This window comes from Lysinibacillus capsici, from assembly GCF_020217405.1.
GTDB lineage: Bacteria > Bacillota > Bacilli > Bacillales_A > Planococcaceae > Lysinibacillus > Lysinibacillus capsici.
This window is the reverse complement of the sequence record NZ_CP084108.1, coordinates 4,456,259-4,472,985: the sequence shown is the minus strand read 5'-3', so window position 1 is coordinate 4,472,985 and position 16,727 is coordinate 4,456,259. Positions and strand designations below refer to the sequence as shown.

General features: G+C 37.7%; 22 protein-coding genes. 15 read left to right on the top strand and 7 right to left on the bottom strand.

Features of this window, described 5'->3' with window-relative positions; genetic code table 11:
* Positions 1-83 precede the first annotated feature (83 nt).
* Together pdxR and LCP48_RS22170 are read left to right on the top strand one after the other, a co-directional pair.
* The gene (gene pdxR, locus LCP48_RS22175) at positions 84-1,532 is read left to right on the top strand and encodes a MocR-like pyridoxine biosynthesis transcription factor PdxR (RefSeq protein ID WP_004231557.1); all 1,449 of its coding nucleotides are present in this window, start codon (positions 84-86) and stop codon (positions 1,530-1,532) included.
* Positions 1,533-1,536: 4 nt separating this feature from the next.
* The gene (locus LCP48_RS22170; protein WP_004231560.1) at positions 1,537-2,445 is read left to right on the top strand and encodes a D-alanine--D-alanine ligase; all 909 of its coding nucleotides are present in this window, start codon (positions 1,537-1,539) and stop codon (positions 2,443-2,445) included.
* A 323-nt stretch (positions 2,446-2,768) separates the two neighbouring features.
* Here LCP48_RS22170 and LCP48_RS22165 read toward each other — a convergent pair whose 3' ends face one another.
* A complete protein-coding gene (locus LCP48_RS22165) occupies positions 2,769-3,608 on the bottom strand; it encodes a YitT family protein (RefSeq protein ID WP_004231561.1) in 840 nt (279 codons plus the stop codon).
* A 203-nt stretch (positions 3,609-3,811) separates the two neighbouring features.
* Here LCP48_RS22165 and LCP48_RS23560 point away from each other — a divergent pair, with 203 nt between their 5' ends.
* The 5 genes from LCP48_RS23560 to LCP48_RS22140 all read left to right on the top strand — a co-directional run bounded on the left by LCP48_RS23560 (position 3,812) and on the right by LCP48_RS22140 (position 7,534).
* A complete protein-coding gene (locus LCP48_RS23560) occupies positions 3,812-3,856 on the top strand; it encodes an erythromycin resistance leader peptide (RefSeq protein ID WP_115364072.1) in 45 nt (14 codons plus the stop codon).
* A 275-nt stretch (positions 3,857-4,131) separates the two neighbouring features.
* Positions 4,132-5,580, top strand: coding sequence for an Msr family ABC-F type ribosomal protection protein (locus LCP48_RS22155; RefSeq protein WP_004231562.1), 1,449 nt, complete (start codon positions 4,132-4,134; stop codon positions 5,578-5,580).
* A gap of 124 nt (positions 5,581-5,704) precedes the next feature.
* Positions 5,705-6,148: an SRPBCC family protein gene (locus LCP48_RS22150; protein ID WP_004231563.1), complete on the top strand. Its 444-nt coding sequence runs from the start codon at positions 5,705-5,707 to the stop codon at positions 6,146-6,148.
* Between the two features lie 82 nt (positions 6,149-6,230).
* Positions 6,231-6,350: a DUF4303 domain-containing protein gene (locus tag LCP48_RS22145; protein ID WP_004231564.1), complete on the top strand. Its 120-nt coding sequence runs from the start codon at positions 6,231-6,233 to the stop codon at positions 6,348-6,350.
* Between the two features lie 62 nt (positions 6,351-6,412).
* Complete coding sequence (locus LCP48_RS22140) at positions 6,413-7,534, top strand: serine hydrolase (protein ID WP_004231565.1); 1,122 nt, start codon at positions 6,413-6,415, stop codon at positions 7,532-7,534.
* Positions 7,535-7,560: 26 nt separating this feature from the next.
* On the opposite strand, the gene LCP48_RS22135 is transcribed toward LCP48_RS22140, so the two are convergent.
* Both LCP48_RS22135 and LCP48_RS22130 read right to left on the bottom strand, forming a co-directional pair.
* Complete coding sequence (locus tag LCP48_RS22135; protein WP_004231566.1) at positions 7,561-7,944, bottom strand: SMI1/KNR4 family protein; 384 nt, start codon at positions 7,942-7,944, stop codon at positions 7,561-7,563.
* The gene (locus LCP48_RS22130) at positions 7,917-8,021 is read right to left on the bottom strand and encodes a hypothetical protein (protein ID WP_004231567.1); all 105 of its coding nucleotides are present in this window, start codon (positions 8,019-8,021) and stop codon (positions 7,917-7,919) included. Before LCP48_RS22130 ends, LCP48_RS22135 begins: the two co-directional genes overlap by 28 nt.
* Before the next feature lie 117 nt (positions 8,022-8,138).
* Here LCP48_RS22130 and LCP48_RS22125 point away from each other — a divergent pair, with 117 nt between their 5' ends.
* A complete protein-coding gene (locus LCP48_RS22125) occupies positions 8,139-8,666 on the top strand; it encodes a cupin domain-containing protein (RefSeq protein ID WP_004231568.1) in 528 nt (175 codons plus the stop codon).
* A 103-nt stretch (positions 8,667-8,769) separates the two neighbouring features.
* Complete coding sequence (locus LCP48_RS22120; protein WP_004231570.1) at positions 8,770-9,189, top strand: Rrf2 family transcriptional regulator; 420 nt, start codon at positions 8,770-8,772, stop codon at positions 9,187-9,189.
* 40 nt (positions 9,190-9,229) lie between these two features.
* Here the strand turns inward: LCP48_RS22120 and LCP48_RS22115 are convergent, their stop codons facing one another.
* Positions 9,230-9,634 (bottom strand): carboxymuconolactone decarboxylase family protein, encoded by a 405-nt coding sequence (locus tag LCP48_RS22115; RefSeq protein ID WP_004231571.1) that lies wholly within the window; start codon positions 9,632-9,634, stop codon positions 9,230-9,232.
* A gap of 110 nt (positions 9,635-9,744) precedes the next feature.
* Here LCP48_RS22115 and LCP48_RS22110 point away from each other — a divergent pair, with 110 nt between their 5' ends.
* The 5 genes from LCP48_RS22110 (at position 9,745) to LCP48_RS22090 (ending at position 12,816) form a co-directional block, all read left to right on the top strand.
* Positions 9,745-10,164 carry an Lrp/AsnC family transcriptional regulator gene (locus tag LCP48_RS22110; RefSeq protein ID WP_004231573.1) on the top strand — a complete coding sequence of 140 codons (420 nt, stop codon included), beginning with the start codon at positions 9,745-9,747 and terminating at the stop codon, positions 10,162-10,164.
* A 15-nt stretch (positions 10,165-10,179) separates the two neighbouring features.
* The gene (locus LCP48_RS22105) at positions 10,180-10,704 is read left to right on the top strand and encodes a GNAT family N-acetyltransferase (protein WP_225340525.1); all 525 of its coding nucleotides are present in this window, start codon (positions 10,180-10,182) and stop codon (positions 10,702-10,704) included.
* A gap of 22 nt (positions 10,705-10,726) precedes the next feature.
* On the top strand, positions 10,727-11,071 hold the full coding sequence (locus LCP48_RS22100; RefSeq protein ID WP_004231579.1) for a YunG family protein: 345 nt from the start codon (positions 10,727-10,729) through the stop codon (positions 11,069-11,071).
* A 137-nt stretch (positions 11,072-11,208) separates the two neighbouring features.
* Positions 11,209-11,802, top strand: a complete 594-nt coding sequence (locus LCP48_RS22095; protein ID WP_004231581.1) for an NADPH-dependent FMN reductase — start codon at positions 11,209-11,211, stop codon at positions 11,800-11,802.
* Positions 11,803-11,877: 75 nt separating this feature from the next.
* Positions 11,878-12,816 carry a ring-cleaving dioxygenase gene (locus LCP48_RS22090; protein WP_004231582.1) on the top strand — a complete coding sequence of 313 codons (939 nt, stop codon included), beginning with the start codon at positions 11,878-11,880 and terminating at the stop codon, positions 12,814-12,816.
* Positions 12,817-13,034: 218 nt separating this feature from the next.
* Here the strand turns inward: LCP48_RS22090 and LCP48_RS22085 are convergent, their stop codons facing one another.
* Both LCP48_RS22085 and LCP48_RS22080 read right to left on the bottom strand, forming a co-directional pair.
* Complete coding sequence (locus LCP48_RS22085) at positions 13,035-14,108, bottom strand: LLM class flavin-dependent oxidoreductase (RefSeq protein WP_004231583.1); 1,074 nt, start codon at positions 14,106-14,108, stop codon at positions 13,035-13,037.
* Positions 14,109-14,128: 20 nt separating this feature from the next.
* Positions 14,129-15,334 carry an MFS transporter gene (locus LCP48_RS22080; RefSeq protein WP_225340524.1) on the bottom strand — a complete coding sequence of 402 codons (1,206 nt, stop codon included), beginning with the start codon at positions 15,332-15,334 and terminating at the stop codon, positions 14,129-14,131.
* A gap of 248 nt (positions 15,335-15,582) precedes the next feature.
* Here LCP48_RS22080 and LCP48_RS22075 point away from each other — a divergent pair, with 248 nt between their 5' ends.
* Positions 15,583-16,164, top strand: coding sequence for a TetR/AcrR family transcriptional regulator (locus LCP48_RS22075; RefSeq protein WP_004231585.1), 582 nt, complete (start codon positions 15,583-15,585; stop codon positions 16,162-16,164).
* Between the two features lie 84 nt (positions 16,165-16,248).
* Here LCP48_RS22075 and LCP48_RS22070 read toward each other — a convergent pair whose 3' ends face one another.
* Positions 16,249-16,638 carry a RidA family protein gene (locus tag LCP48_RS22070; protein ID WP_004231586.1) on the bottom strand — a complete coding sequence of 130 codons (390 nt, stop codon included), beginning with the start codon at positions 16,636-16,638 and terminating at the stop codon, positions 16,249-16,251.
* Positions 16,639-16,727: the final 89 nt, after the last annotated feature.

The following is a 16,727-nucleotide window of genomic DNA, read 5'->3' as shown; positions in this document are numbered from 1 at the left end:
ACCACTCTAACAGGAAATTACATAATGTGTGGACCTTTTTGGTTATCAGGGTTTATGCAAAAATGAAGCAAGGGGGTTAGGAAGTGTTTAGTGATTTTAAGCTTATGGATGAACGACCAGTTTATGTACAATTGAAGGATTATGTTCAAGACATGATTGTCAAGGGGCATCTGTTGGAACATCAAAAGCTTCCATCTACCCGTGAACTTAGTAAGTTATTAGCGGTCAGTAGAAACACGGTGCTGAACGCATATGCCGAATTAGAGCTAGATGGCATCATCTATGCAGTGAAAGGAAAAGGGCATTTTATCGGAAAGGTTACTACATTGAATACTTCTTCTATTGAAATAGATTGGAAACAAAGACTGAATGAAACAACTTTATTAGCTGATGAAATTGATTTAATACGACAAGATATACACTGGGAAAAAGGCATGATTTCATTTACTAGTATAGCTCCAGAAGAAAAGCTTTTTGATGTGGAAAATTTCAAAAGGGCATTTCTCACAAGGATGTCCATTGAAGGAGATATTGTCTTGAACTATGGCTATGCCAAGGGGTATAAGCCCTTAATTGACCATCTTCTTAGCTATATGGAGATGAAAGGTGTGGACATTTCGAATAAGGATATTTTAATTACAAATGGTTTTACAGAAGGTCTAGATATTTTATTGTCCTCATTAGCTAAAAAATCAGGGCGTGTACTATGTGAAAATCCTACACATCATGCAGCATTGAAGCTTTTCCGTTTGCATGGGCTAGATGTCCATGGCATCGATATGCAAGATGACGGGATTGACATGGAACAGGTGGAAAAAACGTTAGCAGATCAGGATTTTGATTTTGCCTACCTTATCCCGTCCTATCATAATCCAACAGGAATTGTCACTTCCTCCGAGAAAAGGAGTACTATTTTTCAGCTTTTTTCCCAATATCAAATACCCATTGTAGAAGATGGTTTTAATGAGGAATTAAGGTATTCAAGCTCGCATTTGGCACCCCTAATCGCTTTTAGTGGAACAGGTAATAACATTGTCTATATTGGTAGCTTTTCTAAAATACTTTTCCCTGGCTTACGAGTTGGCTGGATTTTAGCAGATAGGGAGTTAATTGATAGCTTGGAAAGTATGAAAAGAGCTCGAACAATACATACATCAACACTGGATCAGGCAGTGTTATATCAATATTTACAGGATGGTTACTTTGAAAAATATTTAAAGAAAGCAAGATTTGTTTACAAGAAAAAATATGAGCTTGCCCGTCAAGCCTGTATGCAATACCTTCCCTTTAGCAGGATAACAGGGGATGGGGGACTTCACCTTTTTATAGAACTAAAAGAGGATGTAGATGCACGTTTGTTGCTTGAGAAGTGCTATGACAAGGGCGTGGTATTTTATCCAGGCGATGTATTTTATACAAATGGGAGAGGTAGTAATACATTTCGTTTAGGTTTTTCTAGGTTAGCAGATGACGATATTGTTCGAGGTATTCAAATCATTGGTGATACATTGACAAACGTTATGAGGAGTTGAAAAAATGAAGGTTGGCGTAATTATGGGTGGTACTTCCTCTGAAAAGCAGGTTTCCATCATGACAGGTAAGGAAATGGTCGCTCAATTAGATAAGCAAAAATACGAAGTTGTGGCCATCACATTAGATGACAACAAAGAGGTAATTGCCAAGGTGGGTGATATTGATGTGGCTTTGTTAGCACTTCACGGTAAGTTTGGGGAAGATGGTACGATTCAGGGGGTGCTAGAAACGTTAGGTATTCCTTATACAGGAAGCGGTCTTCTAGCAAGTAGTTTGTGCATGGATAAAACTATGGCTAAAAAAATCCTTCGATATGAAGGTGTCGCAACTCCAGATTGGGTGCACCTCATAAAGGGAGAGGAGTTGCCCTTACAGGATATAGAGCTTATGGGTTATCCACTTGTAGTTAAGCCAAATGCTGGTGGCTCTAGTGTGGGTGTTCAAATTGTCCATGATCGGAGTGCCTTATTGGCTGCGATTACAGAGGTATTTAAGTGGGATAACGAAAGCATTATTGAGCAGTATTTGATTGGTGACGAAATTACATGTCCAATACTCAATGAACAGCTATTGCCAGTCCTGTCAATCAAACATACAGCAGTATTTTTTGACTATCAGGCAAAATATGATGATGCTTCTACAGTAGAGGAACCTGTGGAACTACCACTTGCAATTCATGACCGAGTGGCAAAGGCTGCGATGATTAGTTACAAGGCTTTAAGATGCACTGTCTATGCAAGAGTAGATATGTTAATTAAAGATGGCGTTCCTTATGTGTTAGAGGTTAATACATTGCCTGGCATGACGCAAAATAGCCTCCTACCAAAAAGTGCCCTTGCTGCGGGGATCAGCTATTCAGCACTATTAGACAGCATTATCGAAAGCTCTTTACAGATGGATAGAAATAGGTAAATAGAAAAATAAAACCACCAATAGAATTTTTGTGAAAGGTGAAAATGGATATCCGTTGCAAGCTACTGCTAATGAGTCCTTAGATCGTTACTGTTAGGATGAAAGATAAGGAAAAGACACTTTTGCACATGGTTGATTGGAATGGAGCCAGCGTCATTCCTAGGGGATTAAGCGGCTCATCGGACGCCGCCTGGAAAGGACGCTGGCGTAAGGAAAATCCCCCTCGCTTTGCCAAAAGATCTTTTTTCTGCTAGTGACATGAATCTTTTTTCAACAACATAAAACACCTTTTGTTGTTACCTACAAAAGGTGTTTTGACTGTTTTATGATTTTGCTAATTCAATAAAGCCTTCTCCGAAAACGTCCCTTACATCATGAATGGCAATAAAGGCGTCCTTGTCTACTTCTTTGACAATTTTTTTAAGCTTTACAACTTCTTGCTTACTAATAACAATATACAGGATTTCCTTTTGTTCCTTTGTATAATAACCATGACCTGATAGAACAGTTACCCCACGATTCATATAAGCAGTAACCTGTCCAGCAATGTCTTCAGGTTTTTTAGAGATAATGGTAACTGCCTTTTTAGGGTTAACCCCTTCAATAACAAACTCCATTACCTTTGTACCAACATACAGCATAACAATTGTTAGCATTAATGCCTCCGCACCAATGATAAAATAAGATGAAAAAGCAACAATTAAATCAAAGAATAAAAGTCCATAGCTAATACTCCATCCAAGATATTTGTTCGTGATTCTCGCTAAAATTGTAGAACCTGCTGTTGTACCACCAACTCTGATAATCAAGCCAATACCGACTCCTGCAAATACGCCACCAAAAATTGTATTGACGATAATCTCGTCTGAAGAAATAGACCATGTTTCTGTTAAATGTAAAAATAAAGAGTGGAATGAGACCGCAATGATTGTATAAATTGTTGTTTGTCTATTTAAAAATTTATAACCAACGATAAGTAAAGCTGCATTCATAGCAAAACTGACAATACTTGGCGACCATCCGAACAGATAATAAGCAATAATCGTTAAGCCTGTTACCCCACCTTCACCTAAATCATTTGGAATAACAAATAAGTTAACTGCTAGGGCAAAAAGCAGTGATCCAAGCATAATCATTAAAATATCGATAACGTATTTCTTCATTCACATAACACCACCAAATCAAATTTTATTTTTTCTTAAATTCCATACTATATCAGGTTTTCACCAAATGATATACTTTTTGGAATGTTCATTTGTGATATATCGACAGTAATTAGTGTGTCTTTAGAGAGAACTTTGGAAACTTGACATATTATAGCCAGAATTTATAATAGTCGTAACACCGCTAGGAGGGTTATTAAAAAATGACACATGCTATGAGACTACGTTTCCCAATATTGAACCAATAACTGAATAGGGCCAAACTCTGTTTTGTGGCACCAGAGTAAATGGGATAGTCTGTCCTTTTTTAATCATCTTCATCATCATGAGAAAAAGAGACGCTTGTCTTACAATAAATCTCTTTTACTTTACATCACAGGCAAATTGTCTGTGTTTTTTTATTGAGTGTAGGGAGGAAAGTGAAATGTATAGTCTATTATTCTTTTGATACGAGCTTTGATTAAAAGCTCGTATCGATACCATCGCTATCGATACGGAATGATCAATTTCGGGAGGTAGTAATATGGAAAAGGTTTGCTTTGAGTTAGAGAATGTAGTCGTTACTTATTTAGATAAAGAACTTTTAAATATTGAAAAATTAGCTGTGCATCAATTTGACCGGATAGGTATCGTTGGTAAAAATGGTGCAGGTAAAAGTACGTTGATGAAGTTACTTGCTGGCAAGCAACAACCGGTAAGTGGGAAATTGAAAAGACATGTTCATTTCGGATATTTTGAACAGATGGAGGCACCAACGTTAATAGAGGCAGATCCACAGTTATTAGGGAAATTAGCAGTACCTAAGTATTCTGAAGGATTAAGTGGTGGAGAGCAAACAAGATTAAAGCTAGCTCAATTATTTACTTCTTATGAGGAAGCTTTGCTTATTGATGAGCCGACAACACATTTGGATCAACTCGGAATCTCCTTTTTATTAGATGAATTACGTTATTATTATGGGGCACTCGTGCTCATCAGCCATGATCGTGCTGTACTAGATGAGCTGGTTACAACGATATGGGAGGTAGATGGTGGTAAGGTAACGATCTACTCAGGCAATTACAGCGATTATGTCATGCAAAAGCAATTAGAGCAAGATCAACAAAATCAAGCTCATGACCAATATTTGAAAGAAAAGAACCGACTTGAAAAAGCTGTAGATGAAAAAATGAAAAAAGCTGAAAAAATTGCTCAGGCAGGCAATATGTCTAAAAGAGAGGCTAACGCTAAACCTAATCGTATGTTTATGACAAAGTCCAAAGGCACAAGTCAAAAAGCCGTACAGCGTGCAGCAAAAGCTATCGAACATCGGATAGGGAAGCTTCAAAAAGTAGAAGCGGTGCAGGAAGAAAGAAAAATTGTTTTTCGGCAATCAAAAGCATTGGCATTGCATAATAAGTATCCCATTATGGCAGATCGATTCACTTTATATGCTCAAGATAAGGTGCTATTACACGAGGTCAGTTTCCAAATCCCGTTAAGTAAAAAAATTGCGCTTACGGGTAACAATGGTAGTGGTAAAAGTACATTACTAAAACATATAGCCAATAATGGTGAGGGAATAACTATTTCTCCAAAGGCTAAAATAGGTTATTTTCATCAGATGGGCTACCAGTTTGCTGATGAGGAAACAGTGCTACAATTTTTAAAGAATCGCTCTGAATATGATGAAAGTTTATTACGAAGCGTACTTCATTCCATGCAGTTTGCTGGCACTGATCTACAAAAGAAAATTACCACACTTAGTGGTGGTGAGGCCATACGTCTTCAGCTTTGTCAGCTGTTTTTAGGAAATTATAATATTCTGCTGTTGGATGAACCAACTAATTTCTTAGATATTCAAGCCCTTGAAGCACTTGAACAATTTATAGCTGCTTATGAGGGAACAATAATCTTTGTCACACATGATAAAAATTTTATCGACAATGTAGCAGATATTCAGTTTACTGTTCATAATAAAAAGATATTTTAAGTGGAAAAGGTGTGATTCTCTTAGGAGAATCGCACCTTTTTTAGTGAATTTTTATTAGGAAGGAAGGTTAATGGAAAATTTCGGCGAAGGTGTAGATAGATAATATGAAAAAGGATGATGAACGATGATAAATACGGATGTGACGACGAAACTAAAAATCAGTCAACCAGCCCATAAAGTATTTGAAGCCATTATTTCCCCTACTGAAATCGGGCATTATTGGTTTTCTAGCAGTTCTGAAAGATGGGGAGAAGGTAAAAGAATTACGCTTAAATATGAGGAATATCGTGCAGAGGGTGTGATCACCGTGCTTGAAATGGAGGTGAATAGAAAAATTGTGTTTGTTTGGGGAGAAGAGCATGGTGAAGTGACGATGGTTACCATCACTTTTGAAGAATCACAAAGTGAAACAATTATTACTGTTGTAGAATCAGGGTTAAATGCACATGACCCAGAAATTGTGACAAAAATGATGGGCCAAAAAGAGGGGTGGGTCTATACATTAACATGCCTCAAAGGATATTTAGAAAATGGGGTTAGCAATTTAAGAGCTTCTCTAATTCATTAAAGAGAAGGTATGTCAACGATCGATATCATCGAGCAATTGGCAGCAAGAACTTACATTACGGCTAGCAGCAATGGAGTTAGCCATGAAAAAGCTTGATGAAGAAGGACTATTCGAGGTGAATCAAGCAAGGGATTCTGTATGCATACTTGTAGAAGTGATGCCACCAGAAGAAATTAACAGAATTAGCATTACGATTAAATAACCAGTCGTCTACAGCATTACAGCAATGGTTGTTAGAAGCAGCTGAGTGATGGAGGAATGATTATGAAAAAGTTATATTGGATGATTGGCGGTGTTCTGGTTTGTATAGGTTTTGTATGTAGCATTATTTTTTGGAAGTTTCAAAAAGAAATCAAGAAGAACGATCCTGAATATATCGTGCAATTTATCAAGGAACATAAAGAGGATAAAAATATTTCCGTAGCCATTCAATATAATCAACAACATTGGGTGGAGCTAAACACCAAGCAACAGCTACCGTTAGCAAGTACGGTTAAAATAATCGTAGCCATCGCCTATGCGCAACAAGCAGCTGATGGCCGTATTAATCCTAAAGAGCAAGTAAATCTAAAGGAGTTAGAGGCATTTTACATTCCTAAAACAGATGGTGGCGCACATAAAGCATGGTTGGCGCAGTTAAACCTTCAGGGTGCAGATAGTGTACCTTTAAGTGAAGTAGCAAATGGCATGATTGCCTATAGCTCCAATGCAAATACGGAATATTTAATGCATGTATTAGACTTTCAAATAATTAATGATGTGCTTACACAGTTAAATGTAGAGCATCATGAACCTTTGTATCCAATTGTAAGTGCACTTTATATTCCCATTCACTTGATGGAGGAAAAAAATTTAACGAAAAAAGCAACGTTAACTGCATTGCGAAAAATGGATATGGTTGAATATCGTGAACGTGCATTGGCTATTCATGCAAATTGGATAGAACATCCTTTAACAATTGAGGAGAAAACAAAAGCTCAAAAAATGCTCAATATGGATTTTCAAAAGATATGGTCTGATCGTTTAATAAGGGCCACAACAAATGATTACATCTCTATTTTAGAAAAATTAAATGGTAAAAATTTCTTAAGTCCAGAAGTACATAAATATTTAGATCCCGTGTTGGAGCAATTGATGCAGAATCCTAGAAATCAAGCATGGTTAAAACATGCTGGTCAAAAGGGAGGATCGACTGCATTTGTGTTAACATTAGCAGCCTACGCGGAAGATAAAGATGGAAATCAAACAGAGATAGCCTTTTTCGCTAACAACTTAAATACAATGGAGCAGATTAAGCTCTCCAATAGTATGAATAGTTTTCAATTGAAATTTCTTACAGATGATAAATTTCGTAAATATTTGAAAGAGAAATTTTCCGAGTTGTGAGTTGCCCATAGATAAGGCAACTCATACTATTGGCTACGCTCATCAATCAGTTTTTCAAGAAATTCTGAGAATGAAGAGGCATATTCATAGATCATGTCATTCATTAAGTCATAGCACATAACTGGAAATTCGCCGTGTTCATCTTTAGACGATCGATCAAAGAAGTACAATTCGTCAGAGTCTGGAACAAATAAATCCAATCTATTCGGATACTGTTTACACCAATCCTCATCAGCCAAGTTAAGGCGATGTATATAGAGAATATCATGATCATTGATGTCTCTGTAAGCTGGTTGACCGATTGAGAGAATAGTTCCATCATTCAGCTGTCCATTGCCATAATTTTTTAACCACCAGAAATAGGATGGTGGTAAATCGAATCCTAACTCTGCTTCACTTCTACAATCCATTCATGTTTAACAACGTGTCCAGAAAACCATTTAATCGCAGGATTACCTGCAAGTTTTTTTGTTAATCTAGTATTCATGGTACCTACCTCCAGTCTATATATAAATATTACTCAATTAAGTCACACTACATGTGAGTACCTTCTTTCATTCAATTGCATACTATAGCGTTATCATGCATGAGAGGATTGAGATAAATGTACCACCCTTATTACGGTAATTATCAATCGTATCATTACGGTTATCAACCTGTTTATTGGGCCTATCCAAATCAGGCAGAACGAGCGCCAAGAAGTAATGTCCAGAATGATTTTGGACCAACACCATTTGTTATCGACATTGAAGAGGCTACAAAGCGCAATAATAATTATCGTACCGCATTGTGGACAGGGTCAAACTTACAAGTAACGGTGATGAGTCTTAATGTCGGAGAAGATATTGGTTTAGAAGTACACCCACATGTGGACCAATTCATTTGTATTGAGGAGGGGCATGGATTAACTCAAATGGGGCCAACTAGAGATTATTTAAACTATCAGAGACATGTCGCAGAAGATACGGCTATTATGGTACCAGCAGGAACCTGGCATAATATTACGAATACAGGGGATAAACCCCTGAAGCTTTACACGATTTATGCGCCGCCAAATCATCCATTTGGGACTGTACATGTAACAAAGGCTGATGCGCTTGCTGGAGAAGCGGGTTATGGACAGCATGACTAGGGATCATAAAAGCGTGTTTTCATACAAAACATGCTTTTTTCTTCAAATATGATAGAATGTGTTTTAATTGCAGATAATAAAGGTCCTGAATGAAGGGTGATGAATGATGAAGTATTCAAAAGCAACAAACTATGCTTTACATACAATGGTGTTTTTAACACGCAATCCTAAAGGGAAATCAATGAGTGTAGAGTCTTTAGCAGAAATACAAAAATTATCTCCAACCTATCTATCGAAAATATTAACAAAGCTAGTGAAAGCAGGTTTAATTGAGTCGAATCCAGGTGTTAACGGTGGTTACCGCATTTCTAAGCGCCCCCAAGAAATATCGTTTTTAGATGTGATATATGCAATTGAAGGACAAACCTCATTATTTAGTTGTTCCTCTGAACACAACGATTCCTTCCATCATCAAGGCTGTCTCATTGAACAAGTGATGGTGGATGCTGAAAATAATATGAAAGAAGAGCTTAATAAGAAATTTATTATAGATATAGCTCATAAAATGGAATTAAAAGGATAGCATCCTGAATAGGAGCTAGGGTTTCGCCCCTAGCTCCTTATTATTTTAATTGCATGAGTGCGCCAAAATATTGCTGTGCTGTCGTGAAGCAAATAAATGCTAGTAGCTCACTAATCTCCGCTTCTGTTAAATATTCTTTTAATACAGCCGTGACATTGGGGGCGGTGTGCCCCTTAGCAGACAAGAATGCTTCTGCAAAACCTGTACATACTGCTGTTTTCTCATCATAGTGCTGAGGATTGGGCTTCCCTTTAGCCTGACAATACTGACATCCGTTTTTTTGAGCTAATGTTTTTCGCACCTCTTCTTTTAAAGGAGCAGATAGATGTCCCTCTTCTTCTAGTACATCTCCTAACTGCTGCCAGTGAAGCTGAATTCCCTCGTTGTAGCCTAATAATTGTTGAAAGGGTGTTAAGCCCTTGTCATGTAATTGAATAAGCGTCATCAATCATTCCTCCTTCTATTAAATAGTGTAAAATGTTAATAACGAAGTTAACATATAAATTCGAAGGGAAATATGATTGTTTTCTTTTAAAAAGAAGGGATATCTACACAATGGATTTCATGAATGAAATAATACTAAAAGAATTAAAGGCAGATAGTCGAATTTCTATGAGCGAGCTAGGAAGAAGGGTTCATTTATCTGCACCAGCAGTTCGCGAAAGAATAAGACAATTAGAGGAACAGAAGATCATTAAGAGATATACATTGGATATTAATAAAAAAGCCTTGGGTTATCCAATTGAAGCGATTGTTGAGGCGACAATCAAAAATAACCGCTATGCAGATTTTAAAGAATATCTGAAGGTTTATACAAATATAGACTTCTGTTATCGCATTTCAGGTGAATCATGTTTTTTATTAAAGGGGCATTTTCAATCTTTTCCTGAAGTAGAGCAGTTTATTGATGCATTGCAGCCATATGCGCATACAAAAACTAACTTTATTTTTTCAGATATATGTGAGGACATATAAAGGAAGGAGATAGTTATGGAAATCAAATTATTTAAAGAAGAAATTAATGATTTAGTTCATTTATTAACGCAAAATAAATGGTTGTATCACACCAATCCATACATAAAAGAAGAGGCTGTTCGCACCGCATATGCAGAGGGGTACTATCAGAACAATCGTGAAACACATTGGATACTTGAAGATGGAGAAAAAGTTGGCGTTATCTTTATTCATGATATAGATGATACGATCCCTCTTTTTGATTTGCGCTTAGATGCAACTGTTCGAGGCAAAGGATACGGTGTCAAAGCACTTCATTGGCTACAAGAATACCTGTTTGGCGAAAGAGGGAAGATTCGCATTGAAGGCTATACAAGAGTTGATAATATCGGAATGCGAAAATGCTTTAGTAAAGCTGGCTTTGTGAAGGAAGGGTATTTAAGAAATGCTTGGGAAAATGGGGATGGTACCGTGACAGATAGTATTGTCTATGGTGCCATTAAAGATGATTGGGTAGTAGGGAAGTCGACACCAATAAAAATAGATGAAGTCCCATTTTAAAGTATTTGAGAGGAGTTACAGCATGGAAAAAGACGTATTAAATGCCTTAAGAAAATCATGGTCCACACAATCAAGTTCTAAATGGAGTGTGGACAACCCTGCAAAAGGACAATGTGGCGTCACTTCATTAGTTGTGCAGGATATTCTTGGCGGAGAAATTAGAAAGACATTTCTTGAGGAAGGCTGGCACTTTTATAATATCATTAATGGAGAAAGAAAGGATTTCTCGGAGGAACAATTTCCGTCCCTAATCGACTACCAAGATATTGATTCAAATAGAGTAGAGGCTTTTCAAGATACTAATGATAGTCAATATCGTTATTTAAAATCACAAGTTTATAAGCTTTTAGGAAAGGTAGAGAATTAATTATCTCTGCCTTTTTAATTTTCAAAACAAAGTTGTTGACGTTTATAAAAATATCGTGTTATCATTATCTCGAATTCAAGATAAATAAATTCAAGATAAATGAATTCGAACCTTTAGCTTCGTCAGGAGGTACAATTATGGGGTTTTTTAATAAATTATTTCGTACAAAAAAAGAGGAGGAACAAACAATGGCAGAATTAAATATCGGTATTATTATTGGATCAACTCGTGAGGGACGTGTAAGCCCTCAAGTAGCACAGTGGGTAAAGGAAATTGCAGATCAACGCGGAGATGCCAATTATACAGTGATTGATATTGCTGACTATAAATTACCATTATTGGGTGAGCCAGGACAGGATGCTTCAGGAGCACAAGGTTGGTCAGAAATTATTGCTAAACAAGATGGCTTTGTATTCATCGTACAAGAATACAATCACTCTATTACAGGTGCATTAAAAAATGCACTAGACTACTTACGTGTTGAATGGAATAACAAAGCAGCTGGGATCGTGTCTTATGGTTCTGTAGGCGGTGCTCGTGCAGCAGAACATTTACGTGGGATTATGGGTGAGCTTTTAATCGCAGATGTGCGTGTTCATCCAGCACTATCATTATTCACAGATTTTGAAAATGGCACAGAATTCAAACCAAAAGAAGTACAAATAGATTCAGTAAACCAAATGTTAGATCAATTGATCCCATGGTCTAAAGCGTTATATACAATTCGCTAAGCTTTTACAGATTGAGATAGGTTTAAAAAGGGCACAGTATAGGGGAGAAAAATAGTCATGAAAGGGCTTGTTAACATGAAGAAACATACAGCAGGTATACACCATATCACAGCGATCGTAGGACATCCGCAAGAGAATATTGATTTTTATGCAGGAGTATTAGGCTTACGTTTAGTAAAACAAACAGTAAACTTTGATGATCCGGGCACATATCATTTATACTTCGGTGACAAGGGTGGGAAACCAGGAACAATCATTACCTTCTTCCCTTGGGCTAATGCTTATCAAGGACGTATTGGTGATGGCCAGGTTGGCGTTACAACGTATGTTGTACCAGAAGGGGCACTGCCATTTTGGGTTAATCGCTTAGCGAAATTTTCAATTCCTTTCCAAAAAGCTGAACGTTTTGGTGAGCAAGTCATTCAATTCGATGATCCACATGGATTGCATATTGAGCTCGTGGCACGTGCGGAAGGCGGGCTCAACGAATGGTCTTTTGGTGAAGTAACACCTGAGGTTGCTATCAAAGGATTTGGTGGAGCTACACTATTCTCAAGTCACCCTGAAGAAACTGCAAAAGTTTTAACAGAAGTAATGGGTCTTGAAAAGGTAGCGACGGAAGGTGACTATACGCGTTATACTTCTAGTGCAGAAATCGGCAATACAGTGGATTTAAAAACAGTTGCAGGTCAACGTGGCCAAATGGGTGTAGGAACTGTGCATCATATTGCGTGGAGAGCTCAAGATAATAAAGATCATTTAGAATGGCAAGAGTATGTGATGAATCATGGACAACATGTAACAGAAGTAAAAGATCGTAATTATTTTAATGCGATTTATTTCCGTGAACCTGGCGAAATTTTATTTGAAATCGCTACAGATCCTCCTGGATTTGCTCATGACGAGACAAAAGAGACAATGGGTCGTCAATTAATGTTGCCACCTCAGTACGAGCAGCACCGTGAACAATTGGAAAGAACATTAATTCCCATTAATGTACGTGAACTGGATTAAAGGGAGAAAGTCGCTTGATTTCGATTAATCCTTAAAGTAATTCAGAGCGAGAAACTTGTAGAGCAGATAAATGAAACAGCTGCTCTTTGCCTGTTACAGATAGCGAACTTGTACGAATAGAATTTAATCAAGCGAAAATGTTGAGTTAATAACATTTTCGCTTTTTTTATTATCAATACCATAATACAAATTTACTTCGCTTTTACACACAAAAGACTTTAAAAAAGCGGATGTGCTTCTTGTTCCATTTCTGCCTCCCATTTAGCCACTTCTTCACGTACACGAGGAGCAACCTCTTTACCTAGTAGTTCGATAGCTTGCATGACTTGATCATGTGGCATGGTACTTAAAGGCACGTACAGCATAAATCGTGTAATTCCTACGTGCTTGCGTAGGTGAATAATTTTTTTAGCAACAGTATCTGGATCACCGACATAGAGTGCTCCTTCAAAACTTCGTGCAGCATTATAACTGGAACGGTCATAATAGGGCCAGCCTCTTTCCTTGCCTAATTTATTCATACCAGCCATTGTTGATGGGAAAAAGGTGTCTGCTGCCCATTCCGTACTCGGTCCAACAAAACCTATTGAATGAGCACCTACCTGAAGTTTTGATAAATTATGACCTGCATGAAGTGCTGCCTTTTTATATAGCTGAACAATCGGAGCAAATTGTATTGGGCTGCCACCAATAATTGCTAACATTAGGGGTAAACCTAAAAGCCCAGCCCGAACAGCAGATTGTTGATTTCCTCCACTAGCTACCCAGATTGGAAGAGATTTTTGAACTGGTCTAGGATACACACCTAAATGATTGATTGCTGGTCGATGTCTTCCTTCCCAAATTACTTTCTCAGAATGACGAATGCTAAGTAGTAGGTCTAAATGTTCCTCAAATAGTTCATCATAGTCATGTAAATCGTAGCCAAATAAGGGGAAGGATTCGATAAAAGAACCACGACCTGCCATGATCTCTGCACGTCCATTTGATAGTCCATCCAATGTGGCAAAATCCTGAAAGACACGCACAGGATCTGCTGAAGAAAGAACAGTTACAGCACTTGTGAGTCGAATGCTTTTCGTTTGAGAAGCAGCAGCAGATAGCACCATTGCTGGAGAAGATGCAGCATAGTCTTCTCGATGATGCTCGCCGATGCCAAAAACATCCAAACCTACTTGATCTGCAAGAATGATTTCTTCTACTACTTCACGTAAACGCTGTGCATGACTAATTACTTCACCACTCTGAACATCTGGTTTTGTTTCTACAAAAGAAGTAATTCCTATTTCCATTTGTTATCTCTCCTATCAAACTAATAATTTGAAAATCGTTTTGTCATTGCCCAAAAAAGAAGGGCGATTGTACTGATAGAAGCTCCAAGGAAGGATACACCTTCCCAGCCGAAGAGTACATACGTCTGTGTAGAAGCGATTGAACCGCCTGCGCTTCCGATAGAATAGAACACCATATAGCCAGCTGTAAGACGGCTACGTGCTTCTGTACGTAATGGGAGAATCATCGCCTGGTTTGTGACATGAACTGCCTGTACAGCCAAATCAAGCAACACGATACCTACAACTAATGCCCATAACGATTGTTCTAAATAGTTGATAAACAACCAGGAAAGGAGTAAAAGCATTAAGGCAATACCTGTTGTTTTTTGACCATATCCCCGATCTGCTAACTTTCCTGCATGTGCAGCAGCTAAAGCACCAGCCACTCCAACAAGACCAAATGCTCCAATGACACTGTGTGAAAGAGATAATGGTGGCGCACTAAGTGGCAGAACAAGGGGCGTCCACAAAATACTGAAATCAGCAAAAATTAGCATGGCTATAACTGAGCGGATGCGTAATGTTCGTTCTTGAATAAACAGGGTAAACACGGATTGAATTAGCTGCCAATAGGATAGTGATTTTACTTCTCGTTCTCCTTTTGGTAACACTTTTAGAAACAGACCAACCATTAACAGCAAGAGGGCGGCAGAGACAAGATAGACAGAACGCCAGCCCGCTAGATCTGTTAATAGACCAGCAAAGGTACGAGCCAGCAGTATACCTATGACGATGCCACTTGTGACAATGCCAACGACACGACCACGCTCTGTAGAAGAAGCCATAGTTGCTGCGAATGCCACCATCGACTGTGTTACAACGGCAAGTAGACCAACTAAGGCGATACCCGCAAATAGCACTGCAACATAGGTTGCAGTACCCACTATGAGCAAAGCCACTATGGATAATAGCATTTGTCCTATAATCAAGTGTCCTTGATTTAGTAAATCGCCAAGTGGTACTAGAAGAAGTAAGCCTAGCCCATAGAAAATTTGTGTGATAGTAATAATCAAACCAATAATTGATTGATCAATAGCAAAATCATTCGATAATTCATCTAGCAGCGGCTGAGCAAAATAAATATTGGCAACAGACATTCCGCAGGCTGTAGCGAATAATATTGTTACAGTTCGGGATATAGATGATGATTGATTTATATGAATCGCATCATTTGCATTGTCCACACTATAACCTCCCTTTTTAATTGAATTGTGATTATAATATACCGTTCGGTACAAAATAATTATTGGTAAATATATCGTAACTACATTTGACTTGTCAATGTTTAATTGAGATATATTTTCTTCTTAATTCGGTTGATGAAATGAAATTGACAATAAAAAAAGCAAGATATAAAATAATTACATACTGTTTAGTATCGTAAAATATAATGATTAACTTACTATTTCTTTCTAATGGGGGTGTATCTATAATGGCAAGAACGCGTGAATTTGATGAGGCAAAAGTGTTAGAGGCCGCAATGCAATTATTTTGGGAGAAAGGATATGAAGCGACTTCTTTAAGTGATCTTACGGCTAGAATGGGGATTCAGCGTCCTAGTATTTATTCAACGTTTGGGGATAAAAAGGAGCTATTTGAAGCGGCACTTCGTAGATATACGACATCTCGCGCATCCGAAATACGGACAAAACTTCAAAGTTATGCCTCTGTAAAACAGGCGTTTTCTATATTTTTTGAAGATGTGATTACTGCAGAATATACAAAAGATCTTAGTAATGGCTGCTTTTGTATCAATACAATGGTTGAATTAGCTCCACATGATGAGAAGTTCGAGATTTTGACGAGAGAGCATCAACTCTATCTATCAGTAATTTTTCAGGAGACAATTGAACGGGGAATTCAATCAGGAGAATTAGAGGCGAACACGGATGCAAAGTCTTTAGCGCAAGCATTAATTGTTGCGTTAATAGGGTTAACAGTTATGCTGAAATCGCAGCCACAACGCTCGTTTGTTGATAACGCTATTGCAACAACGCTAACATTACTTAAATAATAAGGCAATGCCCCTTTAGCAGTGCTAAAGGGGCATTGAAAAAATAAAAATGCACACATTTAGTTTATAAAACATAGGATGAATTTATAATTCCTTACAAGCCCATGCGTCAATCTCAACCTTTAAAGCTGGTGTAGCGAGTGCAACGACATACATTAATGTTGTACATGGAAGATGTTCCCCCAAGAAGTCACTGATAATTTCCTTTCGTTGAATAGCATCCATATCTCCCACTAAATAAAAGACGAGCTTTGTAATATCTTGAACTTCCATATCGGCACTATCTAGATTTCTTTTAATATTTTCAAGTGCTATCTTCAATTGAGCTATTGCATCTTCAGGTATAGATCCATCAGTTATCATGCCGATTTGTCCAGATAGTGTTAACCACCTCTGAGGCCCCGTCACCTCAATTTGATGAACATAAGGAGCAACAGGTGGATGAATGTTCTGAGGGTTTCTCGCAATTTTCATAGAATCAGTCCTTGTCTCTGTTTAATTTATATCTCTAATCAAAATAGCATAAAGTAATAGTTGTTAAAAGTTCTATACAAATACCATTA